Here is a 25,879-nt window from a genome sequence, read left to right on the forward strand (position 1 = left end):
GGCCACCTCGTGATTGGCAGACTGGAGCGGTGATCGTCGTCGTCTGCCCTGGACAGGGCTCCCAGACCCCCGGTTTCCTCGCTCCGTGGCTCGCCGAGCCGTCGTTCGCCGACCGCCTCGCGGGGCTCTCCGAAGCCGCCGGCATCGACCTCGCCACGCACGGCACCGAGAGCGACGCCGACACGATCCGCGACACCGCCGTCGCCCAGCCGCTCATCGTCGCGGCCGGCATCCTCGCGTTCGACGCGCTCACGGCAGGCTCGCACGGCTCCGCCATCGGCGGGATCGCGGGCCACTCGGTCGGCGAGATCACCGCGGCCGCGGCCACCGGCGTCCTTGACGACGCCGACGCGATGCGCTTCGTCGCGGCCCGCGGCCGGGCGATGGCCGATGCCGCCGCCCTCGTTCCGACGGGCATGAGCGCCGTCATCGGCGCCGACGAGGCCGACCTGCTCGGACGGCTCGACGTGCTCGGGCTCGAGCCGGCGAACTTCAACGGCGGCGGACAGGTCGTCGTCGCCGGCGCGGTCGAGGCCCTCGAGCAGCTCAGGGCCGAGCCGCCGGCCGGTGCCCGCGTCATCCCGCTCCAGGTCGCCGGCGCATTCCACACGCGGTACATGCAGCCCGCGCGCGAGCGCCTCGCCGAAGTCGCATCGTCCCTGTCCGTGTCCGACCCGGGTGTCACGCTGTGGACCAACCGCGACGGGTCGAAGGTCGCCTCGGGCGCCGAGTTCGTCGATCTCCTCGTCGGCCAGGTCGCCTCGCCCGTCCGCTGGGACCGCTGCATGGAGTCGTTCGCCGCCGACGGCGTCACCGGACTCATCGAGCTCGCGCCGGCCGGCGCACTGGTCGGGCTCGCCAAGCGCGCCCTCAAGGGCGTGCCGACCGTCGCCGTCAAGACGCCCGACGACCTGCCCGCCGCGATCGAGCTCCTCGAGCAGGCCGCCGCGTAGCCCACCCCGACTCCGGACGAGAGAACGAATGACGCATCCCACCCTCACGCAGTCGCACGGACCCGCCTTCACCCGCCTCCTCTCGGTGGGGGCGTCGCGTGGCGAGAACCTCGTCCCGAACGACGACTTGGTCGGACCGATCGACTCGTCCGACGAGTGGATCCGCCAGCGCACGGGCATCATCACGCGCGCCCGCGCGGGAGCCGACGTGCTCGCGGTCGACCTCGCCACCGAGGCCGGGCGCGAGGCCGTCGAACGTTCCGGCATCCCCGCCGACCGGATCGACCTGGTCATCGTCGCCACCATCTCGAACGTGCAGCAGACGCCGTCGATCGCTGCAGTCGTCGCCGACCGGGTCGGTGCGAACCCCGCCGCCGCCTACGACATGAACGCCGCGTGCGCCGGCTACGCGTACGCCGTCGCCCAGGCCGACGCGCTGATCCGCGCCGGCGCCGCGCACTACGCGCTCGTGATCGGCGCCGAGAAGCTCTCCGACGTCGTCGACCCGACCGACCGCACCATCTCGTTCCTGCTCGGCGACGGCGCCGGCGCGGTCGTCGTCGGTCCGAGCGACGAGGCCGGCATCGGCGCCACCGTCTGGGGCTCCGACGGCTCGAAGGCCGGTGCGGTGGGCATGAACCACACGCTCACCGAGTTCCGCGACGGCGCGTCGGAGTGGCCCACGCTCCGTCAAGAGGGCCAGACGGTCTTCCGCTGGGCCGTGTGGGACATGGCCAAGGTCGCCAAGCAGGCGCTGGATGCCGCGGGCATCACCTCCGACGACCTCGCCGCGTTCATCCCGCACCAGGCGAACATGCGCATCATCGACGAGTTCGCCAAGCAGCTGAAGCTGCCCGACTCGGTCGTCATCGGTCGCGACATCGCGACGACCGGCAACACCTCGGCGGCCTCCATCCCGCTCGCGATGCACCGACTGCTGGAGGAGCACCCCGAGCTCTCCGGAGGGCTCGCCCTCCAGATCGGCTTCGGCGCCGGACTCGTGTTCGGCGCTCAAGTGGTGGTTCTGCCCTGAGCCGCCGTTCCCCGTCCATCTAGACTGTGTCTCGGTCATACGACGAGAACACCCCCTGCAAGGAGAAGAACCATGGCATTGTCCCGCGACGAAGTGCTTGCCGGCCTGGCTGAGCTGATCAACGACGAGACCGGCATCGCGACCGACACGGTCGAGGCGGACAAGTCGTTCACCGATGACCTCGACATCGACTCCATCTCGATGATGACGATCGTCGTCAACGCCGAGGAGAAGTTCGACGTCAAGATCCCCGACGAGGAGGTCAAGAACCTCAAGACCGTCGGCGACGCCGTCGACTTCATCGTCAACGCCCAGGCCTAGGTACGAACGGACGGGTCGGCGCGAGCCGACCCGTCCGTCGTTCCGCCCCCACGGAGTGATTTCGTATGACCAAGAAGATCGTGATCACGGGCATCGGCGCCACCACGCCCATCGGCGGCACCGCTCGTGACAGTTGGAAGGCCCTGCTCGCCGGCGAGTCCGGCGCGCGCACACTCGAGCACGAGTGGGTGCAGAAGTACGAGCTGCCGGTGACCTTCGCCGCCACGGCGAAGGTTCCCGCCGCCGAGGTGCTCGAGCGCCACGAGGTGAAGCGCCTCGACCCGTCGAGCCAGTTCGCGCTCATCGCCGGCCGCGAGGCCTGGGCCGATGCCGGCGCCCCCGAGGTCGCCCCCGAGCGACTCGCCATCGACTGGGCGACGGGCATCGGTGGCGTGTGGACGCTGCTCGACGCGTGGGACACGCTCCGCGACCGGGGTCCGCGCCGAGTGCTGCCCATGACAGTGCCGATGCTCATGCCGAACGGCCCGGGCGCCGCGGTCGGCATGGACCTCCACGCTCGCGCGGGCATCCGCACGGTGGTGTCCGCGTGCGCCTCGAGCACCGAGTCGCTCGTCAACGCGTGGGAGCACCTGCAGGACGGCGTCGCCGACGTCGTCATCGCGGGCGGCTCGGAGTCGGCCATCCACCCCATCACCATCGCCTCGTTCAACTCGATGCAGGCGCTGTCCAAGCGCAACGACGACCCGGCGGTCGCGTCCCGACCCTACGACGTGGGCCGCGACGGCTTCGTCATGGGCGAGGGCGGCGCCGCGCTCGTCCTCGAGACCGAGGAGCACGCGAAGGCCCGCGGTGCGCGCATCTACGCCGAGCTGTTGGGCGGCGCGATCACCAGCGACGCGTACCACATCACGGCACCCGACCCCGAGGGGTCCGCTGCGGCTCGCGCGATGAAGGCGGCCATCGAGGGCGCCGGTGCGAGCCTGTCCGACGTGGTGCACGTCAACGCGCACGCCACGAGCACGCCGGTCGGCGACATCGCCGAGTACAACGCGCTGCGACGCGTCTTCGGCGAAGACCTCGACCGGATCGCGATCACCGCGACGAAGGCGTCGACCGGGCACCTCCTGGGCGGGGCCGGCGCGATCGAGGCGATCTTCACCGTGCTGGCGCTCCACGAGCGCACGGCTCCCCCGACGATCAACCTCACCGAGCAGGACCCCGAGATCCCGCTCGACGTCGTGACGTCGCCGCGGGTGCTCGGCGAGGGCGACCTCGTCGCGATCAGCAACTCGTTCGGCTTCGGCGGGCACAACGCCGTCGCCGCGTTCCGCTCCGCCTGACGCGAACGGCGGATGCCGCGGCATCCGCCTCGCCGACGGGCATCGGGCCCCGGCCGCCTCACGGCGCCGGGGCCCGATGCATCGCCGCCACGGGTTACGGTCGTGCGCTGCCGGGACCTGAGTCGACCGACGAACGCGTCGCGCCACCGGGCGGCGGGTCTCATCCCACGCGGTGCAACCAGACGACGGGGGCGAAGTCGCTCGCGTGGCGGAACGGTTCGAGTTCGTCATCCCATGCCTGGCCGAGGGCGAGGCGCAGTTCGCGATGCAGCTCTCCGGCATCGAACGCGGCGATCTCCATCGCGTAGCGGATGCGATCCTCGGGCACGACGAGGTTGCCCGCCGCGTCGGTCTGCGCGTAGAAGACGCCGAGCTCGGGGGTGTGCATCCACCGCGCTCCGTCGGAGCCGAGGCCCGGGTCCTCGCTCACCTCGAAGCGGAGCTGCTCCCATCCGCGCAACGCCGAGGCGATCCGCGCGCCCGTGCCCGGCTCGCCCGTCCACGAGAACTCGGCGCGCATGGTGCCCGGCAGCACGGGCTGCTCGACCCACTCGAAGTTCACGGCGGTGCCGATCGCACGACCGGCCGCCCATTCGACATGCGGGCAGAGCGCCCGCTGCGATGAATGCACGAACAGCATCCCTCGCGCGGCGCGTGCGGCCCGCGTGACCTGCTCCGCCATCTCCTGCTCCGTTTCCTCGTGAGGTGCGTCTTCCCCTACGACCTCGGAAACTGCGGGCTCGGCGTGAGCGCGAATGTTCGATTGGCGACGACGAGTCGTCAGGACGAGTATGCCCGCCCATCCCCGCACCTGACAAGGCCTGTGGCTAAACTGCTCACCGGGTGAATGTTTGCCCGGGGGCGAAGGAGACCTGGTGGCCGTACGCGATGCGCTGCTGGTGCTGCTGCTCGACGGACCCGCGTACGGGTTCCAGCTGCACGGCGGGCTGGCTGCACGGACCGGAGGGCGGCGTGTGATCAACGTCGGCCAGACCTACGCCACGCTCGATCGCCTCGGCGCCCAGGGCCTCGTCGAATCCGCCGGGACGACCGACGACGGACTCCCCCTGCACCGCCTCACACCGACGGGCCGCAAGGCCGCGGCGGGCTGGCTGGACGGGACGGATGCCGCGGGCGCCGATCCGTGGCACGAGACGGTCGACCGCGTGCTGCTCGCGCTGTCGTTGCCCACGATCGACGAGACACCGGTCCTCGCCGGCGAGCTCGCACGTTGGACCGCGCGCCGCGATGCCGCGACGCCGGCCGTCGCGTCGGGCGCCGGCGGCCCAGCCGCACTCGTCGACCTCGCCGCGGAGGCCGATGCCGCCCGAGCGGCGGCAGCGCTCGCCTGGCTCGAGCAGGTGAGCCGAGCGGATGCCGCGTCGCTCGCGTTCGCTCCCAGCGCCGAGCGACCCCGGCGGGGCCGGCGCCCGGCGCGCGCACCGGCGTGAGGCTCAGGTGGCCGAGCCGTAGTTCGGCGTGGTGACGAGGTTGAGCGGGAACTCGACCGGCGCCTCGCCGAAGAGCAGCCGTCCGGCCTCGGCCGCCGCATCGCCGACCGCGTCGGCCACCGCCGACGCGAACTCCAGCGGCGTGTGCACGATCAGCTCGTCGTGCAGGAAGTAGACGAGGTGCGGGATGCGCGCGAACGCCGATCCCGAGGCGTCCGCAGCCGTCGCGCGCTCGGGCTGCTCCCCCAGTTCGACGAGCCGGTTGCGCACGCCGGCGAGCCAGCAGAGGGCCCATTCGGCGGCCGTGCCCTGCACGACGAAGTTGCGCGTGAACCGCCCCCACTCGCGAGCGGCGGCGCGCGCGCGTCGCTCGTCGACCTGCGTCGCGTCGGGTTGCGTCGCACGCGCCTGCAGTTCGTGCCAACGGGGCGGCGGCAGCGGCGAGGAGCGGCCGAGGAGCGTGGTGACCGAGCGCCCCGCCTCACCGTCGCGTGCCGCCCGGTCGACGAGGGCCATCGCTCGAGGGTACGCACGCGCGAGGCGAGGAACGAGGCGACCGCTGTCGCCGGTCGTGGCACCGTACATCGCGCCGAGCAGCGCGACCTTCGCCTCGTCGCGCGTCGCCACGACCCCGGCCTCGACGATCGCGCGGTACATGTCGCGGCCGCGGCCCGCGGCCGCCATCGCGGGATCACGCGCGAGCGCCGCGAGCACACGCGGTTCGAGCTGCGAGGCGTCGGCGACCACGAGGGTCCAGCCGTCGTCGGCGGAGACGGCTCGGCGGATCGCCTTGGGCAGCTGCAGCGCTCCGCCCCCGGCCGTCGCCCAGCGTCCGGTCGCGGTGCCGCCGGCGACCCAGTCGGCCCGGAATCGGCCCGCGACGACCCACTCGTCGAGCCAGCTCCATCCGTTCGCGGAGAGCAGGCGTGCGAGCCGCTTGTAGGCGATGAGCGGCTCGATCGCCGGGTGGTCGTGCTCGCGAAGTTCCCATCGCGCGGTCGACTCCGCGCCGATCCCGGCACCTCGCAGCGCGCGGAGCAGGTCGGCCTGGGAGTCGAGGTTCAACGTCGGGGCCTCGAGCGCGGCCCGGACCGCATCGGCGAGCTGCTCCATCCGCGCCGGCTTCCGGCCCGGTGCGGGTCGCGGACCGAGCGCCTCCTCGAGCACGCGTTCGTGGACTGCCCGATTCCACGGGAGGCCGGCCGCGTGCAACTCGGCGGCGATGAGGGCACCGGCGGATTCCGCGGCCATGAGCAGTCGCAGCGCCCCGCGCCGATCCGAGCCGTCGACGAGCGCGAGCTGGCGATCGTGCTCGTCGATCAGTTCGCGGGCGGTCGGCAACCCCACGGCCCTGCTCGGCCCTCCCCCGGGGTCGACGTCGACGTCGAGGTCGAAGAGCGCCGGGCTGCGATGGCCGGATTGCGCGGGGTTGACGGCCGTCGCGAGGTCGGGCGCTTCGGCAGGCCCGGGCGGCAACCACGCCGGCCGTGCCGCGGCCGATCGGCCGGCGTCGTCGACGAACGCCGACGAGGCCAGGATCGCTCCGCACAGCCGAAGGTCGTGGCACCGCGCCACGCGCACGCCGGCGTCGAGGAGCTCGGGCGCCCACTCGCGCGTCTCGCGCCACACCCAGCGCGGCCGGAGCTCGGCCTCGAGGCGCGCGATCTCGTCGGGGAGGCGCTCGCGTTCGACGTCGAGCGAGAGGCCGCCGGCGGGGTCGACGAGCAGGGCGCGCCCATCGCGCGTGGCCGCGACCGCGATCCGCACGCTTCGATTCTCCCCCGGGCCGACGACATGGCGATGTCGGCGGCATCGTGCACGATGTCGCCATGCGCACGAGGTCGACATGGTCGCGGTGAAGTTCGGCTGCGGCCACGGAGCCGCCGCCGATGATCCGATGGCGGTCGCCATCCGCCGCCGGTGCCCGCTCTGCATGCTGCTCGACGAGACGCAGCGCACGCGGGGCGACCTGCTCGGCCGGGTCGTTCCCGCCGGGCGCCGCGCCCTGGCCGTCGAGACCAGGGTGGGAGCCGAGTACGACTGGCAGTGCCGGCGCGGTCACGACCGCTTCCGGGCGACCGTCATCGAGGTGCTCACCGGCCCGGGGTGCGCCAAGTGCCGCGCGAACGCCTCGGCGCCGGGTGCCGCGGCGCGCGAAGCCGGCATGCCGTTCATGAAGCCGGGACTTCGGGTCGGCACCTCGATGACGGAGCAACGGCTCCGAGTCATGCTCGGCGAGCGCGTGCGGCTGCATCACCGCGCCAATGCCGTGCGCCTTGCGCGCACCTTCTACGGTCGTCAGGAGGTGTGGCCCGACATCCTGGTCGCCGAGCTGCGCATCGCGGTCGAGTACGACGATCCGGGGCGGTCGAGGCGCGCCCACCGAGGATTGAAGGAGGGCTCGGACGTCGAGAAGGACGAGGCGCTGCGCGAGGTCGGGTGGGAGGTGATCCGCGTCCGCGCGGGCGGCCTCGGGGCGCTCGGCCCGTACAGCATCGTGTGCCGAGCGCTCACCGCCGACGTCGTCGACGAGATCGTCCGGCTCATGACCGAGATCCGCGGAGCTGACGCGGTCGACCGCCTGCGGGTCCATTCCCCCGCGATCCCCTGATCGGTCGCATCCATTTCGCGCAGGAATCCCTCCGGATGGGCCTCGTTCCTCTGGTGCCGCGGATCGTCGCGCCGGTATGGTGAGCGAGGTCCCCGTCACCCGAGGCGGGGACATCGTCGTGCAGAGAGGCCGCTCCGTGCTCATCCCCTTCCTCGTCGTCGGAGGCCTCGGCCTTGTGCTGCTCGTCGTCTCGCTCGTCATCGGCGACGTGCTCGACCACTTCGAGCTCGGCGACGGCCTCATCTCCGGAACGGCCCTCGGCGTCGGGCTGACCGTGTTCGGCGCCGCCGGTGCGCTCACCGTCAGCGCGGGGCTCGAACTCGCTTGGGCGTACGTGCTCGCTGCGCTCCTCGCCGTTGCGGGGTACGTCGCCTCGGTCGTCTTCGTCCGCTCGCTGGCGCGCAGCTCCGACGGGGTGCCGGCCTCGGCGGTGGGTCTGTCCGGGGTGGCGACCGCCACGATCACCGCGTCGGGGGGCGAGGTGAGCCTCGACGGTCCCGGCGAGCTCGAACGACGACTCGCGTACGCCGACACCGCGATCGCCGAGGGATCCCGCGTGCGCGTGATCGAGCACTCGTGCTCGCGCGTGAAGGTCATCGCCGAGCACGCCTGACCCCCAGCCATCCCATCTCTCCTCGAACCGGAAGGAACCCATGCTCGACCCCGCCCTCATCCAGATCGGTGCGATCGTCGCGATCGCCATCGCATTCCTCGGAGTGCTCGGCTTCATCGCCGGCCGAATCCGCCGCGTGCCGCCCAACGAGGCGCTCGTCATCGTCGGCCGGGGCGCCGGACGCGCGCCGGCCGAGATCGGGACCGGCCAGCGCGTCGTCATCGGCGGTCGCACGTTCGTGTGGCCGGTCCTGCAGCAGGGCTTCTCGATCTCGCTGGAGCAGCGTCAGATCGGCATCACGGTCGAGGGCGTCGACAAGCACCGCATCAAGATCGCGATCAAGGCGTCGATCAACTTCAAGGTCAGCGGCACCGAGGAGGGTGTCCGTCGCGCCGCGCAGCGCTTCCTCTCGCAGCAGGACCTCCTGACCGAGATCATCAAGGAGTCGCTCGAGGGATCGCTGCGCTCCATCGTGGGCGACATGACGATCGAGCAGATCATCTCCGACCGCAAGTCGCTCTCCGACCGCGTCGTCGCCGAGACGAAGACCGACCTCGCCGAGCAGGGATTGCAGGTCGACCTGCTGAACATCAGCGACATCTCCACGCCCGGAAGCGACTACCTCGCCAACCTGGGCCGGGCCGAGGCCGCGCGTGCCCGCCAGGTCGCCGAGGTCAGCGAAGCCGAGGCGGCCCGGGTCAGCGAGTTCGCGCGAATCGAGGCGGCTGAGCAGGTCGCCGAGCGCCAGAAGGCGTTGAGCCTCAAGCAGGCCGGGATCAAGGCCGAGACCGATCGCGCGAACGCCGAGGCCGAGGCCGCTGGCCTGCTCGCGAAGGCCGAGCAGGACAAGCTCGTCGCCGTGCAGGAGCGCGACGCGCTCTCCGAGCAGGCGCTGGTCACCCAGGAGCGGCTCGACATCGAGATCCGCAAGCCGGCCGAGGCCCAGGCGTACGCCGAGGTCCAGAAGGCCACCGCACAGCGCGATGCCGCGAACGCCGCGACCGAGGCCGACGCCTACAAGCGCACCAAGATCGCCGAGGCGAACAAGGTCGCCGCGGTCCAGGACGCGGAGGCCGCCGCGACGAGCGTGCGCTTCGCGGGCGAGGCCGAGCGCGACCGCCAGGTCGCCCTCGCGGCGGGCATCCGCGCCGAGGGCGAGGCCCGTGCGGCCGCCGTCCAGGCCGAGGGCATCGCCGAGGCCGCCGCGACCGACGCCAAGGCCGAGGCGCTGAAGAAGTACGGCGAGGCCGCCCTCGCGCAGGAGATCATCTCGCGCCTGCCCGAGATCGTGCGCGCGGCCGCCGAGCCGATCGCCAACATCGACACGCTGACGGTCGTCTCGACCGACGGCGCGAGCGCCATGACGAAGACCGTCGGGCAGGTGCTCGGCGAGGGCACCGAGGTCGTCAAGTCGCTGACCGGGCTCGATGTCGGCTCGATCCTGGCGGGCCTGGCCGGCGGACGTATCGTCGCCGCGCACGACGCGGCGCAGGTCACGGCGAAGGCCGACTGACCGAGGTCGACGCGGAGTGGCCGGTGCCGACGCCCGGTCACTCCGCGCCGGCTACCGCGTGGAGCCGTCGCCGCCCGTGTCCCCGCCGCCCGCGAGCCCTCGCATCCTCGCGAGCCATCCGGCCGACGTCGTCCCGTCGAATGGGGGCTCCCGTCGGGTCACCGCCCCGAGCACGGCGGTCGCGTCCGCACGCACACGGGCCACGAGCGCGGGCGGGTAGCCGAACCGTGCGCTGTTCTCGTCGAACTCGTCCTCGTCGTCGATGAACGGAGCCTCACCCTCGCGTTCCACCACGTCGAGGTCGAGGTCAACGTACGCCACCGTCCACCCCGAGTCATCCGACGGACGGGGCGTTCGGTCTCGGCGGTCACGCGATCACTGTAACGCCGGCGCCCGCTGGAGCCAGGCGAGGACGTCGCGAGGGATCCGACCGCTCATCGCCGCGCGCATGTGCCCCATGCCCTCGTACCAGACCACGGTGCAGTCTGCGATACCGGCCGCAGTCTCCCTGACGATGTCGGGAGAGAAGAACTGATCGCGGTCGCCGCAGACGAGCAGCACGGGCACCGTGATGCGTCCGAGCACCGCGCGAGCGTCGAAGGCTGCCTCCGCCTCCGCCTCCACGCGCAGGTCCCCGGGCGGGATGGAGGAACTCGCGAACATCCGGCCGACGAGCGGACCGAGCTGTCGTCGAAGTCCCGCCCTCTCCTCGCCGTGCAGGACGTACTCGAGTGAGATGGCACCCGCGTCGGCGAACCGTCCGTCTGCCCGCGCGTGCGCCCACCGCCGGTCGAGGTCCCGTCCCTCATCCGTGATGGTCGCGGCCGCGAGGGCGAGGACCACGCGGTCCATCATGGCGGCATGGTCGGCGGCGAGGTGGATCGCGATCATCCCGCCGTACGACTCGCCGACGACGACGTCGACGTGACCGCCGAGTTCCTCCCTGATGAACCGCGCGTAGTCGTCGGCCATGTCGGCGACCGAGTGACCGACGGGCATGTCGCGACGCCGGCAGACATGCCACGCGGTGTATCCCGCCTTCGCGTACGGCTCGAGCTGCGCCAGGACGCCCTTGCGGGCAAGTGCGCCGACGGGGATCTCACTGCCGGGTCCGCCGGGGATGAAGAGGATCGATTGCGACCCCTCACCCATCGCCGCGTACGTCATCCCGTTCGCGGCCACTCCGATCCGAGGTGTCGACACGTCGACCCGCGAGCGATCACTCCGACGCCTGACCGCTGCCACCGCACCGATCGCAGCGAGGAGCGCAAGTGCGCCGACGAACCACGCGGCCCGTCGGCTCGTCGGTTCAGTTCTCGCGACCATGGCACTCCCCAACGCGGTCGACCTTCGAGCGGCCCCCGCCACTCATCAGCCCCATGATCCCGCATGCCGACGGATGATGGGCTCCTTTTCGAAGATCGAAGCCGATCGCGCCGCCGTCGAGCTCCTTCGCTACGGGACTGGACGAGTGTAGATTGCGGATCGATACGCCATCGATGCCGAGCCGGGAGAGGTCGCGGATGCCCGACACCACCTGCCACATGTCGATCTCGCTCGACGGGTTCGTCGCCGGGCCCGACCAGAGTCGCGACGACCCGCTCGGAAAGCGCGGCATGGAACTCCACACCTGGCACCTCGGCGATGAGCGCGCCAACGAGGCCGACGGGATCGCTGCTGGATGGCTCATGCGTCCGCGCGGCGCCTACGTCATGGGCCGCAACATGTTCGGGCCCGTCCGGGGCGAGTGGGACGACGACTGGCGCGGGTGGTGGGGTCCCGAGCCGCCGTACCATGCGCCGGTGTTCGTGCTCACCCACCACCCCCGCGAGCCGATCGAGATGGAGGGCGGGACCACCTTCCACTTCGTCACCGATGGCTTCGACGCCGCGTACGCGAGGGCACGGGATGCAGCCGGCGACCGCGGCGTCGACATCGCCGGCGGCGCCTCCACCGTTCGGCAGGCGCTCGTCGCCGGCGTGGTCGACGAGCTCACGCTCGACATCGCGCCCGTCCTGCTGGGCTCCGGCGAGCGGATCTTCGACGGCGTCGAATCCTTCGGATTCGAGCCCGTCGAGGTGATGCATTCCTCGCTCGCGACGCACATCCGCTACCGACGGGTGAGCTGAGGATCCGCGGCATCCACGGCCGAGTTCGCGCCTGAGGAAGACCCGAGCCCGGCCGTGTGCGGGGCCGTATCGTGGAATCGGGAGATCTGACGCCGCGAGGGGGTCGAGGATGAGCGAGGATTCCCGCCGCGCCGCGTGGCAGTACCGGCTCGATCGCGTGGCCCGCGACGAGGCGATCGCGCGCGGCGAAGAGCCCGACGTCCCCGACATGGACTCCGAGCCGACTCGACCGTCCACGCAGGCTGAGCGGTCGGCCTACGTCGAGAACGCGATCCAGCAGGCCATCCGTCGCGGCGAGTTCGACAACCTCCCCGGCGCGGGGAAGCCCCTTGCCGGGTTGACCGGACGGCACGACCCCGACTGGTGGATCCGTCGCAAGATCGAGCGCGAGCAGCTCAGCGGCCTGGGTCCGCCCGCGCTCACCCTGCGCGCCGAGAGCGCCGAGCTCGAGGGGCATCTCGATCGGATGCACCGCGAAGCCGACGTGCGCGAGGCCGTCGAGGACTTCAACCGGCGGGTGATCGATGCGCGTCGACAGCTGCTCGGCGGGCCGCCGGTCGTGACCCCTACTCGGGATGTCGCCGATGAGATCCGTGCGTGGCACGAGCGGCGCGAAGCCCGACAGCGTCGGGCGGTCGAGGAGCGCGAACCGCTCGAGCAGCGGACGTCACGCACGCGGTGGTGGAGGCGTCGCGCCTGAGGGCCGTCTCCACCGCGCTACTCGACCGACCCGGTCGCCGGGGTCCCGCTGTCGCAGGGTGCGAACGTACCCGAGTCCCGCTGCCCATCCATGTCGCGGACGAACGTGAATCGTGTCCCGTCGCCGTTCGTCGGCAGTGCCATGACCGCGCCGTACTCACGGGTCCATCCGTCCGACACCAGCCAGTAGTTCCCGCCGGTGCGGTCCAGCAGCCGGAGGCCCGTGTAGCGGTAGCGCGTGTCCTCCCCCTCGGACCTGCAGAGGGCCACCACTCCGGGAGCGGTGAGGTCGAGCGGGTGCGCGCTGTCCACTTCGACGCCCGGGAGTGTGGCGACAACGCGTTCGTAATCTGCCGCGAGGCTGGTCCCCTCGACGATCGCGTAGTTGTGCGCTGAGTAGAACACCCCGACAGCGACGAGCAGCGCAGTCGCGCCGCGGAACACCGCCTCCGTCGTCGACGACACTGCGACCGCGCCGGGCAACGACGCGCGAAGCCGGAAGCCGTACGCGATGAGCAGCAGGCCGCCGGCGGCGATGAGCGGTCCGGCGATGAAGGTCCACGCGAGTCCGATGTACCCGAGCAGGAGCCCTCCGACGATCACGCCGAGCGCGATCGCCCACATCCAACGAGCGAACCACGTCGCGATCGGGTCATGGACGTCGCGTGCGCGCCGACCCGTCCACCAGCGGTCGAACCCGACCCACGCGAGGGCCGCGAGGCCCACGAAGAGGACCGGCACGAAGACGGACCGGACGCTCCGCAGCAGGTAGTCCTCGACGGACATCTGCAGGATCGACTCGTCGATTCCGAGCTCCGCGGCCATCCGATCGCTGCGCACCCACCCGAAGTAGACCAGCAGCGCCGTGAGGACGCTGACGTTGAGGAGGATCGTCGTGAGCGTCCGCACGAGGCCGCTTCGGGTCTCGGCGGCTTCCTCGGCCGACTCGGATGCGGGCGCCGGTGCCGTTGAATGGCTGGAGATGGACATCGCTCATGCCTCGGGTTCGCGCGCGGGCTCGACGGCTGGCTCCGTTGGAGTCTCCGTCGGTGCCGGGGCCTCCGCCGCGGCATCCGGCTCAGCGACGACGGGCTCGATTCCTGCGTCCTCCGTCGATGCTGGATCAGCCGGATCGTCCTGCGTGACGTCCTGAGGCGGGGGTGGTTCAGCCGTTGACGAAGCCTCGACGTCGGCCTCGGTCTCGAGTGGCTCCACAACCGCAGGCGCCCGGGATTCCGCTGCCGGCGCATCCGCAGAGAGTTCGGTCTCGTCCACGGTCGCCTCGGGGACGATCACAGGGTCACCGGTCGTCGTCCGATCTCCCGCTGGGACTCCCTCGGCATCCGCTTCCAGTGCCGAATCGCTGAGTGCGGGAGCCGCCGCCTCGGAAGCAGTGAAGAGGCTCTCCAAGTCAGCAGTGTAGGTGCCCTCGTCGGGGAAGGGCGGTGGCGGTCCGTCCGGGCACGTATAGGTCGCCTGATCCTGCCGATCGACCACGCTCCGCACAGCGCGGTACAGGGCGCACACTCCCGGATGGGTCGCCGTCAGCCCCGAGGTGCCCCACGCGGCATCCGCCCGGTCGGCGAGGGATCGAGCGAGCTCGACATCGGTGGGAGTTCCGCAGAGGTACGAGCCGGCCGCAAGGTAGACCACCTCACGAGGGCTGTAATAGAGCGTGATCGTGAAGTGATCGTCGAGGTCGCGCTCGATGATGGACCGCACCGATCCACCGTCACCCTCGCACTCGAGCAGGATGCCGAACGTGGTGGTGAACCCGGAGGCGACGTTCGGGTTCTCCGACACGAGCACCCAGCGGTATTCGCGCTCGGACGGAGGCTCGGTGGTCCGATCCGGGCGATCGGTTCCGGGCGCGCCGGGGACCGCCACGATCACGACGGGCGGAGCCGAGTCGAACGCATCCCCCGAGAAGTCGTCGAGCACGTCGGGTATCGGGGACGGCGCCGCCGGGTCCGGGGTGTCCACGTCCTCCGTGGGCGGTGCACCACCCGTGTTCACCGCTGGCGGCACGGTCCACCGGTATTCGGGCGTACCCGCTTCCGGCGCCGCAAATCCGTGCGTCGGCGTGGGTTGCGACCACCAATCGGGATTGGCGGTGACCACGGCGGCGACCAGGACCGCTGCCCCGGTGAGACCGCCGATCACGGCGACGAGTCGACCTGGATGAGCGATTCTGGACATCGTCCACTCCCTTCTTCACTCGGCCCCTGCGCCGGGAGGCGCATCCGAGGTGGCGTCGGGAGCGTCGGTTGCGCCGCCCTCACCGTCCTCCGGGGGGTCGGCCGTCGGCGGGCTGCTCGACGGCGGGACATCCGCGTGGTCGCTCTCATCGATGTCGAGCGTCACCGGGTCGTCGATCCATACGACGCCGTTGGCGTCGGTACTGATGCGATCCTCCGGTGGGCTTCCACCCGGGCAGTCGTAGTTCTCTCGCGGCGCCTGGTCGAGGACGCTCATGACCGATCGGTACACCTCGCACTCGGGTGCACTGTCGGGGTCGCAGAACGCCGGATCGCAGGGCGGGAGGATCTCCGGGTTGTAGAGGCCCCCGAGTCCGTACTCGGCGACTGCGTGCGTGGCATAGATCCTCGCCGTGTCCAGGTCTCCCCGGCACACCGCGATGGCGGCGACGAACATCACCACGTTCCGAGGGCTCCGGAAGCCGTAGCCCTCCGACGCGCGGTCGTCGAGAAACGCCTGCCCTTCGTCGCAGCTTCTCTGCAGCGCGCCGTATGCGGGCCCGTCGTTGCCGCTCACTCCGGTGTTCGTCGTGGGAAGAGCCCACCTATAGGACACCGGATTCGCGCCACCACCGGCGTCGCCGTTCTCGGTGCCGCCGCCGGAGCCATCGCCGTCTGTGCCGCCGTCCGTGCCGCCGCCGGCCGTGCCGCCGCCGCCCGCGTCGGCGTCGGACGATCCGCCGCTGCTCGACGAGCCACCCCCTGCCGGCGCGCCCGGTGACGAGGGCCCGCACGCCGTCGTGGTCAGGACCAGGGCGATCGCCACGCCCGCCACCACCATGAGTATGGACCCTCTTCGCGGGCCCCGGCTGAACACGGTCACCACCTCCGCGGTGCGATCAGTCAGCGCGACCGACCGGCACGATCACCATGCGCGCGGCGACGGTGCGCGGCATCCGTGCGCATACTGACCCGGTTCCGGGTTCCCCCTGAACGTGCCGGTCTTGATGGACGCATGGAGGTCGATTGATGCGCGAGCAATCCGTCGGACCCGAGCTGGACGACGCCGTGCTCGAATTCTTGCGATTCAGCTCGCGGCCTGAAGGAAGGCGCGCACGTCCATCGCCGTGGGCAGTACCTCGTAGGTTGGCCCGGTGTCGAGATCAACGGGATTGTCCCGCAGCCACCGCCACATGTTGAGGATGTCGTCGCCAACGAATCTCCGGAACAGGAACAGCGGCATGGGGAATCGCGGCGGGTTCTTGCCCATGACCTCGCGGAATGTCTGCCGGCACTCCTGCAGGGACCTCGCATCTGCGGCAAGCCGAAGATCCTTCCCGATGAACTTCCCCGGCTCGGCGAATGCCCTCGCTGCGATGGCACCGAGATCCTGCACGCTGAGCCACGGGATCCGGCAGTCGACGCCCGCAAGCTTCGGCATGGTGTACCACGTGGAACTCTGCGGGTAGAAGCTCGGATCGACCATGAGCTCCATGAACGCCATGGGGCGCAGGACCGTCAGCGGCACGCCGAGGTCATTCATGCCGCGAGCCACGTGGAGCTTGGCGTCCCACTGCTGGATGCCGGTCTCGGCGTTCCCCGGCCCTGCCGATCCGTACACGACGTGGGCGACTCCCGTCCGGGCCGCCGCCCTGGCGGCGTTGAGGCCCTGGCGGATCTCCATCTCGGCCGAGCCAGCACCTGGAGGCTGCATCGCGAAGACGCCGGCGACGTCGGCGAACGCCGCGTCGAGGGATGCCGCATCCTTCAGGTCGGCGTACACGACATCGGCGCCCAGTCCCCTGAGCTCGGAGCTCTTCTTGCCGGCCGGCTTGCGGCTGAGAGCGCGGACGCGCCATCCTTCTGCAAGCAGGTGCCTGACGACCTGACCGCCCTGACGGCCGGTCGCGCCGACCACTGCGATCGTTGGTCCCGCCGTGGACATCATCGGCCATCACCACCTGGATCCGGATCAGCACCGCCCTTGGGCCGATTGTACGACCGGCCCGGACTGGGGCGCGAAGGCGGCGCATACGATCGTGCCCACCCTCGAGGGCCCATCGATGACGAGATTTCGAGGTGGGGCGGACGGGACTTGAACCCGTGACCGATGGATTATGAGTCCACTGCTCTGACCGGCTGAGCTACCGCCCCGCGCGTCGGGTCACTCGGGAACGGCGACCGGCGCGACGTCGGTGACCGGGTCGGTCACCGGCTTCCCACGATACAGATTCTCGAACGTGGAGATGGTGCGCTGGATGTCGTGCGCCGCGATCAGGCGCACGGAGCCCTCCTTCAGCGCGTGGTAGTCCTCGGGCGAGGCCTCGAGCACCTTGCGGAGCTTGGCCGCGAGGTCCTCCGCGCTGCCCGGCTCGAAGAGATAGCCGTTCTCGCCGTCGTGCACGAGGTGCGGCAGTGCCATCGCGTTGGCGGCGACCACCGGAAGGGCCGACGCCATCGACTCCATCGTCACGATGCTCTGCAGCTCGGCGATCGACGGCATCGCGAGGACCGACGCGCGGTGGTAGGCCTCGCGCAGTTCCTCGTCGGTGACGTAGCCCGTGAAGGTCACCCGGTCGGCGATGCCGAGCTCGGCCGCGAGGTGCTCGAGGTTGCGCTTCTGGTCGCCGCCGCCGACGATCTCGACCCGGGCGTCCAGCTCAGCGGGCAGCAGGGTGACCGCCCGCAGGAGCACGTCGATCTGCTTCTCGCCGGTCACGCGACCGACGAAGATGATGCGGTTCTCGGTGCGGGGCTCCCAGTTCGGGAAGTACTTGTGCGCGTCGATGCCGCACGAGATGGCGTGGACGCCACGGAGCCCCGTGTAGCGCTCAAGGAAGTCGGCGGCGCGTCGCGTCGGCGTCGTGACCGCCTCGGCGCGGCCGAACGTGCGGCGAGCCGCCTTCCAGGCCAAACCGACCGACCAGTCCTGCCAGGCCTTCGGGATGAGCGAGAACTCGAGCATGTTCTCGGGCATGAAGTGGTTCGTGCCGATGATGCGGATGCCGCGCTTCTCGGCCTCGACCGAGAGGCCGCGTCCCACGACGATGTGCGACTGGAAGTGCACCACGTCGGGCTTGACCTTGTCGAGGATGCGGGCCGCGTTCTGCTTGATCCGCCACGGCAGCGCGAAGCGCAGCCAGTCGTGCGGATACCAGCGCCAGCTGTACACGCGGTGCGCCGTGATCTCCTGACCCTCGTGCACCTCCTTCCACGAGCCGTGCTTGCGGCTCGCGGCGGGCGCCATGACATGCACGTCGTGTCCGCGCTCGGCGAGCCCGGCGGCGAGTCGCTCGGCGAACCGGGCCGCTCCGTTGACGTCGGGTGCGAAGGTGTCGGCGCCGATCAGGATGCGGAGCGGACGCTCGGCGTCATCGGTCACTCGCGATGAGTCGGACACGTCGTGCGGTACCTCGCTGTTCGTGGAACGGGTGGCAGGCGCTCGCTGGATGCGGCGAGGCCTTCGGGGCGGGATTCTCCGAACATAGTCTACGAGAGCGTCATCCGCAGGACCTGAGGATGAGGCGGCGCCATGCTCGTATGCGCATGTCGGGGCGCATCAGAGCCGCGTCTGCGGGTGGTTCTTCGCCAGGAGGAACACGCCCCAGACGGCGATGGCGCCCGACACGGCGAAGACGATGTTCGCCCAGAGCGGCGCCTGCGATGCCTCGCCGAGCACGATGATGCCGATGAGCACGGCCACCATCGGGTCGACGACCGTGAGGCCGGCGATCACGAGGTCGGGCGGTCCGCTCGCGTAGGCGTTCTGCACGAAGTACGCGCCCAGCGCGGTCGCGAGCAGGAGCGCGAGCACGCAGGTCAGGGTGAGCCATTCGAAGTCGCCCTGCTCGATCCGGCCGAGCACGACCTTCGCGAGGGTCGCGACGAATCCGTAGAGCACGCCCGCCATGATGACGTAGAAGACGGCGCGGATGCGGCGGCGGTACAGCGCGAACGTCACCGCGGCGACCGCGAGCACCACCGCGAGCACGACGAGGATGATGATGAGCTGGCGCGCAGTCACCGGGCGGTCGACGGCCGTGAATGCGGCGACGCCGACGAAGAGGAACACTCCGCCGACGCACATGACGATCGCCGTGATCGACTTGGAGTTCAGCTGGACGTGATTGATCCGCGAGTTCAGGATCGACGTGATCACGAGCGCGAGCGCGCCGAGCGGCTGCACCACGATGATCGGTGCGAAGTAGAGGCTCGCGAGCTGGAACACGATCGCGAGCCCGAGCATGAGGGTGCCGAGCACCCAGGACGGCCTGGCGAGCAGGAGCGCGAGCTGTCGCCCGTTCAGTCCCTTGCCGAGCGTGTCGACGGTCTGGGCCTCGACCTTCACGACGCCACGGTGCTGGAACTGCGCGCCGAGCGAGAGGAAGACCGCGCCGATCAGCGCCAGCGGGATCCCGATGAACTGCGTGGGATCGAGCGGAATGAGCTCGGTCAGTTCACTGAGGTCGGGATCCACGACCACGACCCTACCCGTTCGCCCGTCGATATCCTTGGCGAATGGCCGTCCTCCCCATCCGAATCACGGGTGACCCCGTGCTGCACGCGCCGGCCTCGTCGGTCGACCGAATCGACGACGAGATCCGTGCGCTGGTGCGCGACATGTTCGAGACGATGGATGCCGCCCCCGGCGTCGGACTCGCCGCCCCGCAGGTCGGCGTCCCGCTGCGGTTGTTCACCTACGGATGGACCGACGAGGACGAGCGCGAATGGCGGGGCGTCGCCGTCAACCCCGAGCTGTGGATCTCATCCCTGGTGCCGGGCATGCCCGATGAGGACGACGAGTCCGAGGGATGCCTGTCGTTCCCTGGCGAGCGGTTCGCGTTGCGCCGCGCCGAGCGCACCATCCTGCGCGCGACCGATCTCGAGGGCGAGCCCTACGAGATCGTCGCCGACGGATGGCTCGCGCGCATCTTCCAGCACGAGTACGACCACCTCGACGGCGTGCTGTACGTCGACCGCCTCGACGACCACGACCAGCGCATCGTGCAGAAGATCACGAAGAAGCGCGGATGGGGCAGACCGGGCGTGAGCTGGACGCCGGGAGTCGATCACCTCGAGGGCTGACCCGTGGCATCCGCTCGGTCAGGCGATGAGTCGTATGCCCGCGGCGACGAGCGCCGCGACCGCGACGACGACGATGAACGGCGTCCTGACGGCGTACAGGGCGGCGGCCACGATGACCGCCGGGACACGGGCGTCGACGACGAGCGATTGGCCTGCGCCCAGCGTCTGCACCGCGATCAGGGCCGCGAGCAGCGCGACCGTGAGCAGGTCGGCGATGCGCGCCGGGCGCTCGCGCTCGAGGAAGCCCGCCGGCACCAGGTGGCCGGCCAGCTTGAGCGCGAGGGTCGCCGCGGTCGCCAGCAGGATGACGTGCCAGAGGGTCATCGGCCCTCCCGGCGGCGGAAGAGGTCGAACCATCCGATCACGACCGCGACGACGGCCGCGACGAGCACCGGCAGGCCCGGCGTCAGCACCGGCGTGGCGATCGTCGCGACGACGGCGGCGAGGACGGCGGTCGCGCCGGCCTGCAGCTTCTTCAGCCGAGGCCAGAGCAGGCCGAGGAACGCGGCGGCGGCCGCCGCATCGAGCCCATATGCGCGAGTATCGCCGAGCGCGTCGCCGATGAGGGCTCCGGCGAGGGTGGTCAGGTTCCAGCCCACGAAGATCGCGATGCCCGTGATCCAGAAGCCGATGCGCGCCGCGCGCTCGCGCGACTGGGCGAGGGCCACCGCGGTGGACTCGTCGATCGTGACCCAGGCCGCCGCGATGCGGTGCGCGAGCCCGTGGTCGCCGACGACCGGACGCATGCGCATGCCGTAGACGACGTTGCGCACGCCGAGCAGCGCCGCCGCGGCGATGGCGGACCCGCCGGCGGCCAGGCCACCGGCACCGACCACGCCGACCAGGGCGAACTGCGATCCGCCGGTGAACATCACGAGGCTGAGGAAGCAGGTCTGCCACACGTCGAGGCCCGATGCGACGGAGAGCGCACCGAACGAGATGCCGTACGCGGCGGTCGCCAGTCCGACGGCGATCCCGTCGCGTCGGGCGGTGCGGACGGCCGCGCGCTCCGCCTCGGCGTCGTCGGCGATCGGTTCGGCGGAGACGGCGTCGTGCTCGACGGCGTCCTCGGCCACGGGCCGCCTCCTCGGTCGTCGCTCGCGCATGCGAATGGAAGAACCCCGGCCTCAAGGAGGACCGGGGTTCGAAGCTCCCCCACTTGGACTCGAACCAAGAACCTATCGGTTAACAGCCGATTGCTCTGCCAATTGAGCTATGGAGGATCGCGTATCGCGCAGAGACACTCTAGCAAAGCGAGCGCCGGACTCCCAATCCGAGGCCGCCTCGCGTCCGGTCCCCGCGGGGTCGCCGCTCAGTACCCCGCGTCGAGGTCGATCAGGCCCTCGAAGCGGCTCTTCCCGAGGAACGCCGCGGTGTTCGCGCGGACGCGTTCGGCGAACAACGGCACCGTCATCGCCTCGGTGTCGGCGACGTGCGGCGTGACGATGCAGTTCGGTGCGTTCCAGAGCGGATGGCCCGCCGGCAGCGGTTCCGGGTCGGTGACGTCGAGGCCGGCGCCGCCGAGCCGTCCCGACTCGAGCGCGTCGACCAGCGCGGCGGTGTCGACGAGTCCGCCGCGCGCCACGTTGACGAGGATGGCGTCGTCGGGCAGCGCCGCGAGCTCGTCGCGGCCGATGAGTCCGCGCGTGCCGTCGGTCAGGGCGGCGACGACGAACACGACCTCGGCCGTCGAGAGCGCCTCGGTGAGGCGGTCGGTCGTGACGGTGCGGGCGGCGCCGGGCACCGCGACATCCGATCGCCGCACCACCGTCGCGCGCACGCCGAACGGCTCGAGCAGCCGGAGGAGCTCGACCGCGATGCCGCCTGCGCCGACCAGCACGATGTCGGCGCCGTAGAGGCTGCGCCCGCGTTCGTCGGCCACCCACTCCCCCGCTCGCACCCGCGCCGGGAGCTCGCGGAGCGCGGCCAGGGCGAGCATCAGCGCGTGCTCGGCGACGGGCTGCGCGTAGGCGCCCTTGGCGCTCGTCCAGACGCGGCCGTCGTCGCGGTGCCGCCGCAGCAGGCCGGCGAACGCGTCGACGCCGGCCCACGGCAGCTGTACCCATGAGATCTGCGGATGCGCGGCGAGCAGCGCCTCGAGCTCGTCCTCGCCCTCGGAACTGGTCCAGACGAGTCCGCGGGTGTCGGCGGAGAGCTGGGCGAGCGCGCCGCCCGCCCGCGTCACCGCCTCGGCGAAGCGCGGCTCGGCGTCGGGCACGATGGCGATCGGTCCGGCGGCGGCGCCGACCTGGACCGCGCGCGCGGTTGCGTCATCCGACGCCGACCGAACGATCGCACCGGTCACCGCTTGGTGGCGCGGCGGCCGCCCCGCGGCGTCGCGCTCGGTCACGCCGGCGGCTCGGGCTGGAGGTCGTCGATCACCGCATGCCCCGCGTCGAGGGCGCCCGCGAGTGCCTGCACGTACGGGTGGGACGGGTCGTCGAACACCTCGTCGATCGTGCCGAGGGCCACGACCTCGCCCCGGTCGAGCACCGCGACGCGATCGGCGACGCGGCGGAGCACCGGGAGGTCGTGCGTGATGATGACGGCCGAGAACGTGTGGCCGTCGCGCAACTCGCTGATGAGCTGGGCCACCGCGTCGCGGACCGTCAGGTCGATGCCGGCCGTCGGCTGGTCGGCGATCAGCAGGTTCGGCCCGAGCACGAGCGCCTGCGCGAGCGCGACCCGCTGCCGCTGCCCGCCGCTCAGCTCGTACGGGTACTTCTCGAGCAGGCCGAGCGGCAGGCGCACCGCGTCGACCATGGTCGCGACGCGAGTGGCGAGCGCCTTGCGGTTGTACCGGTGGTCGCGCTCGAGGATCGGCTCGCCGATGATCTCGGAGACGGTTCGGTCGGGTGGCAGGTGCTCGGCGGCATCCTGTGCGAGGTACCCGACGTGGAACCGCAGCTCGTTGAGCCGACGCCGCGTGATCCCCCGCAGCGGCGTGCCGAGCACGATGGCCTCGCCGCCGGTGATCACGGGCCGGACATCGCTGCCCGGGCCTCCTGGTTCGAGTCCGACGCCCGACAGCACGCGCGCGAGCGTGGTCTTGCCGCTGCCGGCGGAGCCGAGCAGCCCGAGCACCTCGCCCGGCGCGACCCGGAGGCTCACGCCGTGGACGGCCACGTGCGCCGCACTCGCACCGTGCGCGGGGTACTCGACCGAAAGGTCGCTGATGACGATCGGATAGCCGTGGGTCGCGCCACGGGTCATCGGCCGGCCTCCCGGATGCGCCGGAGCTCCTCACGCCGCTCGGCCTGCGCCACGGGATCGGGCACGGGAAGCGACGCGAGCAGCCGCTGCGTGTACGGGTCCTTCGGCGCCCCGAGCACCTCGGCGCCGGTGCCCTCCTCGACCAGGCGGCCGCGGTAGAGCACCGCGATCCGGTCGGCAAGCAGGTCGACGACGGCCAGGTCGTGGCTGATGAAGAGGCACGCGAAGCCGAACTCGCGCTGCAGCTCGGCGAACAGGTCGAGCACGCGCGCCTGCACCGAGACATCCAGGGCCGAGGTGGGCTCGTCGGCGATCAGCAGCTCGGGCTCGAGCGCGATGCCTCGCGCCAGGCTCGCGCGCTGCCGCTGCCCGCCCGAGAGCTCGTGCGGATAGCGGTCGCCGTACGCGGCGGGAAGCTGCACGGCCTCGAGGAGCTCGTTCACGCGCGGACGCGCGTCGCGCGCGTCGACCGCACGCTCGTGGATCACGAGCGGCTCGGCGACGGCCTCGGCGATCGTCAGCAGCGGGTTGAAGCTCGACGCGGGATCCTGGAACACGAATCCGAGCCGATCGCGCACCGGTCGGAAGTCGCGCTCGCGGATGCCGAGCATCTCGTGCCCGAGCACCTTCAGCGAGCCGCCGGTGACTCGCGTGAGCCCGGCGATGGCACGCCCGATCGTGGTCTTGCCCGACCCGCTCTCGCCGACGAGCCCGAGCACCTCGCCCGGTCGAATGACGAGATCGACCCCGTCGACCGCACGGAAGCCGGACCGACCGAACCGGCCGGGGTACTCGATCTCGAGCCCGCGGGCTTCGACGACCGGGGTCTGCTCGGCCCAGTCCGACGGCCGGGCGGCGGCGCGCTCGACCGCGCGGGCGGTGCCGTGCCCCACGTACGGCACCGCTGCGAGCAGCGCCTTGGTGTAGTCGTCCTTCGGCGCGGCGAACAGTTCGCGCGCCGTCGCCTCCTCGACCACGCGGCCCTGGTACATGACCACGACGCGGTCGGCCAGGTCGGCGACCACGCCCATGTTGTGCGTGATCAGCACGATCGCCGTCCCGAACTCGTCGCGGACCCGGCGGAGCAGGTCGAGGATCTCGGCCTGGACGGTCACGTCGAGCGCGGTGGTCGGCTCGTCGGCGACGATGAGCCCCGGCTCGAGCACGAGGGCCATCGCGATGACGATGCGCTGCTTCTGCCCGCCCGAGAACTGGTGCGGGTAGTGGTCGACGCGGTGCTCGGGATCTGGGATGCCGACCTTGCCGAGGATCTCGATCGCCTTGGCGCGCGCCTGCTTCTTCGACAGCCGGCCGTGGGCCAGCAGGCCCTCCATGATCTGCCAGCCGACCGTGTAGACCGGGTTGAGCGCCGTCGAGGGCTCCTGGAACACCATCGCGACGTCGCTGCCGCGGATGGCGCGGAGCCGGTCGCGCGAGAGCGAGACCACGTCCTGCTCGGCGGTGCCGGCCCGGTTGGACAGCACCACGGCGCCGCTCGTCGTCGCCGTCTCGGGAAGCAGTCCGAGAATCGTCTTGGCGGTGACCGTCTTGCCGCTGCCGGACTCGCCGACGATGGCGACGACCTCGCCGCGTTCGACCGACAGGCTCACATCCTCGACGGCCTTGACGGCACCCGCGTCGGTCGCGAACGACACGCCGAGCCCATCGATGCTGACCACCGTGCTCATCGGTTCACCTCGATCCCATGCTCGTCGAACGTCTCGCCGTCCTCCAGCCCCTTCAGGCCGCCCGGTCCGGCGATCAGCGTGCCACCCGGCACCACCGAGGTCTCGGCCACCACGCCGGCCGCCTGGGCGACGCGGCGCCGGCCGCGCAGGCGCGGATCGGCGAGGTCGTTCAGGCTCTCGCCGACGAGCGTGATGCCGAGCACGGTGAACACGATGGCGAGGCCGGGGAACAGCGCGGTCCACCAGATGCCGCTCGTGACATCGGAGAGCGCCTTGTTCAGGTCGTAACCCCATTCGGCCGCCGACGTGGGCTCGATGCCGAAGCCCAGGAAGCCGAGGCCAGCGAGCGTCAGGATCGCCTCGGACGAGTTCAGCGTGAAGATGAGCGGAAGGGTGCGCGTGGCGTTGCGCAGGACGTGCCGGAAGATGATCCGGCTGTTGGACGCACCGAGCACCTTGGCGGACTCGACGTAGGCCTCGGCCTTGATGCGCACGGTCTCGGCCCGGATCACGCGGAGGTACTGCGGAATGAACACGACGGTGATCGAGATGGCCGCGGCGAAGATGCCGCCCCACATGCTCGACTGTCCGCCGGAGATGACGATCGCGACGAGGATCGCCAGCAGCAGGGAGGGGAAGGCGTAGATCGCGTCGCTGATGACGACGAGCACGCGGTCGAGCCATCCGCCCAGGTAGCCGGACACCAGTCCCAGGAACACGCCGAGGAAGAGCGACAGCGTGACCGCGACGAGGATCACCAGCAGCGCGGTCTGGGCGCCCCAGATCACGCGGGACAGCACGTCGTAGCCGCCGACGGTCGTGCCGAGCAGGTGCTCGGCCGACGGCGGCTGCTGCGCGCCGAACGGACCGTCGGCCGACCGGAGCTGGTTGAAGCGGTAGGGCGCGAGGAGCGGCGCGAAGATCGCCGTCAGGACGAAGATGCCGGTGATCACGAGTCCGGCGACGAGCATGCCGCGCTGGAGGCCGACGCTCTGGCGGAGCTGGTGCACGACCGGGAGCCGGTCGCGGAGGCGCCGCTGGGGCACGGCGGCGGTGGTGGCCGCGGTCATG

Annotated in this window: 28 protein-coding genes and 2 tRNA genes; 11 read left to right on the forward strand and 19 right to left on the reverse strand. The window is 71.2% G+C overall.

The features are described from left to right. The first annotated feature begins 29 nt into the window (after positions 1 to 29). The 4 genes from BLT99_RS06155 to BLT99_RS06170 all read left to right on the forward strand — a co-directional run bounded on the left by BLT99_RS06155 (position 30) and on the right by BLT99_RS06170 (position 3,608). Complete coding sequence (locus BLT99_RS06155) at positions 30 to 953, forward strand: ACP S-malonyltransferase (protein WP_092670193.1); 924 nt, start codon at positions 30 to 32, stop codon at positions 951 to 953. A gap of 28 nt (positions 954 to 981) precedes the next feature. Then, positions 982 to 1,986 (forward strand): beta-ketoacyl-ACP synthase III, encoded by a 1,005-nt coding sequence (locus BLT99_RS06160; RefSeq protein ID WP_092670195.1) that lies wholly within the window; start codon positions 982 to 984, stop codon positions 1,984 to 1,986. A gap of 72 nt (positions 1,987 to 2,058) precedes the next feature. Then, entirely contained in the window at positions 2,059 to 2,307 is a 249-nt protein-coding gene (locus tag BLT99_RS06165) for an acyl carrier protein (RefSeq protein ID WP_092670197.1), read from the forward strand. A gap of 65 nt (positions 2,308 to 2,372) precedes the next feature. Then, positions 2,373 to 3,608, forward strand: coding sequence for a beta-ketoacyl-[acyl-carrier-protein] synthase family protein (locus BLT99_RS06170; RefSeq protein WP_092670199.1), 1,236 nt, complete (start codon positions 2,373 to 2,375; stop codon positions 3,606 to 3,608). Between the two features lie 160 nt (positions 3,609 to 3,768). Here BLT99_RS06170 and BLT99_RS06175 read toward each other — a convergent pair whose 3' ends face one another. Next, entirely contained in the window at positions 3,769 to 4,248 is a 480-nt protein-coding gene (locus tag BLT99_RS06175; RefSeq protein ID WP_092675712.1) for a DUF3145 domain-containing protein, read from the reverse strand. A 235-nt stretch (positions 4,249 to 4,483) separates the two neighbouring features. On the opposite strand from BLT99_RS06175, the gene BLT99_RS06180 reads away from it, so the two are divergent. Then, positions 4,484 to 5,059: a PadR family transcriptional regulator gene (locus BLT99_RS06180; RefSeq protein ID WP_157674946.1), complete on the forward strand. Its 576-nt coding sequence runs from the start codon at positions 4,484 to 4,486 to the stop codon at positions 5,057 to 5,059. A gap of 3 nt (positions 5,060 to 5,062) precedes the next feature. On the opposite strand, the gene BLT99_RS06185 is transcribed toward BLT99_RS06180, so the two are convergent. Next, positions 5,063 to 6,826 carry a bifunctional 3'-5' exonuclease/DNA polymerase gene (locus BLT99_RS06185; protein ID WP_229724820.1) on the reverse strand — a complete coding sequence of 588 codons (1,764 nt, stop codon included), beginning with the start codon at positions 6,824 to 6,826 and terminating at the stop codon, positions 5,063 to 5,065. Positions 6,827 to 6,905: 79 nt separating this feature from the next. Between BLT99_RS06185 and BLT99_RS06190 the strand changes: the two genes are divergently transcribed. The 3 genes from BLT99_RS06190 (at position 6,906) to BLT99_RS06200 (ending at position 9,796) form a co-directional block, all read left to right on the forward strand. Next, positions 6,906 to 7,670 carry a hypothetical protein gene (locus tag BLT99_RS06190; protein WP_092670205.1) on the forward strand — a complete coding sequence of 255 codons (765 nt, stop codon included), beginning with the start codon at positions 6,906 to 6,908 and terminating at the stop codon, positions 7,668 to 7,670. A 136-nt stretch (positions 7,671 to 7,806) separates the two neighbouring features. Further along, positions 7,807 to 8,283, forward strand: a complete 477-nt coding sequence (locus tag BLT99_RS06195) for a hypothetical protein (protein WP_092675714.1) — start codon at positions 7,807 to 7,809, stop codon at positions 8,281 to 8,283. A 40-nt stretch (positions 8,284 to 8,323) separates the two neighbouring features. Next, the gene (locus BLT99_RS06200; protein ID WP_092670207.1) at positions 8,324 to 9,796 is read left to right on the forward strand and encodes an SPFH domain-containing protein; all 1,473 of its coding nucleotides are present in this window, start codon (positions 8,324 to 8,326) and stop codon (positions 9,794 to 9,796) included. Positions 9,797 to 9,847: 51 nt separating this feature from the next. On the opposite strand, the gene BLT99_RS06205 is transcribed toward BLT99_RS06200, so the two are convergent. From BLT99_RS06205 to BLT99_RS17555, 3 genes are all read right to left on the reverse strand, one after another. Next, entirely contained in the window at positions 9,848 to 10,117 is a 270-nt protein-coding gene (locus tag BLT99_RS06205; RefSeq protein WP_092670209.1) for a hypothetical protein, read from the reverse strand. 54 nt (positions 10,118 to 10,171) lie between these two features. Then, on the reverse strand, positions 10,172 to 10,978 hold the full coding sequence (locus BLT99_RS06210) for an alpha/beta fold hydrolase (RefSeq protein WP_157674947.1): 807 nt from the start codon (positions 10,976 to 10,978) through the stop codon (positions 10,172 to 10,174). Between the two features lie 127 nt (positions 10,979 to 11,105). Continuing rightward, positions 11,106 to 11,342 (reverse strand): hypothetical protein, encoded by a 237-nt coding sequence (locus tag BLT99_RS17555; RefSeq protein ID WP_157674948.1) that lies wholly within the window; start codon positions 11,340 to 11,342, stop codon positions 11,106 to 11,108. Here BLT99_RS17555 and BLT99_RS06215 point away from each other — a divergent pair. Next, the gene (locus tag BLT99_RS06215) at positions 11,320 to 11,925 is read left to right on the forward strand and encodes a dihydrofolate reductase family protein (RefSeq protein WP_092670213.1); all 606 of its coding nucleotides are present in this window, start codon (positions 11,320 to 11,322) and stop codon (positions 11,923 to 11,925) included. The genes BLT99_RS17555 and BLT99_RS06215 overlap by 23 nt on opposite strands. A gap of 109 nt (positions 11,926 to 12,034) precedes the next feature. Further along, a complete protein-coding gene (locus BLT99_RS06220) occupies positions 12,035 to 12,625 on the forward strand; it encodes a DnaJ family domain-containing protein (protein WP_092670215.1) in 591 nt (196 codons plus the stop codon). A gap of 17 nt (positions 12,626 to 12,642) precedes the next feature. Here the strand turns inward: BLT99_RS06220 and BLT99_RS06225 are convergent, their stop codons facing one another. The 7 genes from BLT99_RS06225 to BLT99_RS06255 all read right to left on the reverse strand — a co-directional run bounded on the left by BLT99_RS06225 (position 12,643) and on the right by BLT99_RS06255 (position 19,299). Beyond that, positions 12,643 to 13,614: a hypothetical protein gene (locus BLT99_RS06225; RefSeq protein ID WP_092670217.1), complete on the reverse strand. Its 972-nt coding sequence runs from the start codon at positions 13,612 to 13,614 to the stop codon at positions 12,643 to 12,645. Between the two features lie 3 nt (positions 13,615 to 13,617). After that, complete coding sequence (locus BLT99_RS06230; protein WP_157674949.1) at positions 13,618 to 14,787, reverse strand: hypothetical protein; 1,170 nt, start codon at positions 14,785 to 14,787, stop codon at positions 13,618 to 13,620. A gap of 51 nt (positions 14,788 to 14,838) precedes the next feature. After that, positions 14,839 to 15,663 (reverse strand): hypothetical protein, encoded by an 825-nt coding sequence (locus BLT99_RS06235; RefSeq protein ID WP_092670221.1) that lies wholly within the window; start codon positions 15,661 to 15,663, stop codon positions 14,839 to 14,841. A 246-nt stretch (positions 15,664 to 15,909) separates the two neighbouring features. Further along, positions 15,910 to 16,770, reverse strand: a complete 861-nt coding sequence (locus tag BLT99_RS06240) for an NmrA/HSCARG family protein (RefSeq protein WP_092670223.1) — start codon at positions 16,768 to 16,770, stop codon at positions 15,910 to 15,912. 132 nt (positions 16,771 to 16,902) lie between these two features. Then, positions 16,903 to 16,976, reverse strand: a tRNA-Ile gene (locus BLT99_RS06245). A gap of 10 nt (positions 16,977 to 16,986) precedes the next feature. After that, on the reverse strand, positions 16,987 to 18,222 hold the full coding sequence (locus BLT99_RS06250) for a glycosyltransferase (protein ID WP_229724821.1): 1,236 nt from the start codon (positions 18,220 to 18,222) through the stop codon (positions 16,987 to 16,989). A 159-nt stretch (positions 18,223 to 18,381) separates the two neighbouring features. Then, entirely contained in the window at positions 18,382 to 19,299 is a 918-nt protein-coding gene (locus BLT99_RS06255) for a DMT family transporter (RefSeq protein ID WP_092675718.1), read from the reverse strand. 41 nt (positions 19,300 to 19,340) lie between these two features. Here BLT99_RS06255 and def point away from each other — a divergent pair, with 41 nt between their 5' ends. Then, positions 19,341 to 19,907 carry a peptide deformylase gene (def, locus tag BLT99_RS06260; RefSeq protein WP_092670225.1) on the forward strand — a complete coding sequence of 189 codons (567 nt, stop codon included), beginning with the start codon at positions 19,341 to 19,343 and terminating at the stop codon, positions 19,905 to 19,907. Positions 19,908 to 19,925: 18 nt separating this feature from the next. On the opposite strand, the gene BLT99_RS06265 is transcribed toward def, so the two are convergent. The 7 genes from BLT99_RS06265 to BLT99_RS06295 all read right to left on the reverse strand — a co-directional run bounded on the left by BLT99_RS06265 (position 19,926) and on the right by BLT99_RS06295 (position 25,878). Beyond that, positions 19,926 to 20,231: an AzlD domain-containing protein gene (locus BLT99_RS06265; protein WP_092670227.1), complete on the reverse strand. Its 306-nt coding sequence runs from the start codon at positions 20,229 to 20,231 to the stop codon at positions 19,926 to 19,928. Next, on the reverse strand, positions 20,228 to 20,983 hold the full coding sequence (locus BLT99_RS06270; RefSeq protein WP_371874265.1) for an AzlC family ABC transporter permease: 756 nt from the start codon (positions 20,981 to 20,983) through the stop codon (positions 20,228 to 20,230). Before BLT99_RS06270 ends, BLT99_RS06265 begins: the two co-directional genes overlap by 4 nt. Before the next feature lie 74 nt (positions 20,984 to 21,057). Next, positions 21,058 to 21,130, reverse strand: a tRNA-Asn gene (locus BLT99_RS06275). Between the two features lie 89 nt (positions 21,131 to 21,219). After that, on the reverse strand, positions 21,220 to 22,257 hold the full coding sequence (locus BLT99_RS06280) for a D-isomer specific 2-hydroxyacid dehydrogenase family protein (protein WP_229724822.1): 1,038 nt from the start codon (positions 22,255 to 22,257) through the stop codon (positions 21,220 to 21,222). Beyond that, complete coding sequence (locus tag BLT99_RS06285; protein WP_092670231.1) at positions 22,254 to 23,120, reverse strand: ATP-binding cassette domain-containing protein; 867 nt, start codon at positions 23,118 to 23,120, stop codon at positions 22,254 to 22,256. The genes BLT99_RS06280 and BLT99_RS06285 overlap by 4 nt, the downstream gene beginning before the upstream one ends. Then, on the reverse strand, positions 23,117 to 24,808 hold the full coding sequence (locus BLT99_RS06290; RefSeq protein WP_092670233.1) for an ABC transporter ATP-binding protein: 1,692 nt from the start codon (positions 24,806 to 24,808) through the stop codon (positions 23,117 to 23,119). Before BLT99_RS06290 ends, BLT99_RS06285 begins: the two co-directional genes overlap by 4 nt. Then, positions 24,805 to 25,878, reverse strand: coding sequence for an ABC transporter permease (locus BLT99_RS06295; RefSeq protein ID WP_092670235.1), 1,074 nt, complete (start codon positions 25,876 to 25,878; stop codon positions 24,805 to 24,807). The genes BLT99_RS06290 and BLT99_RS06295 overlap by 4 nt, the downstream gene beginning before the upstream one ends. Position 25,879 lies beyond the last annotated feature (1 nt).

Source organism: Agromyces flavus (genome assembly GCF_900104685.1).
Classification (GTDB): domain Bacteria; phylum Actinomycetota; class Actinomycetes; order Actinomycetales; family Microbacteriaceae; genus Agromyces; species Agromyces flavus.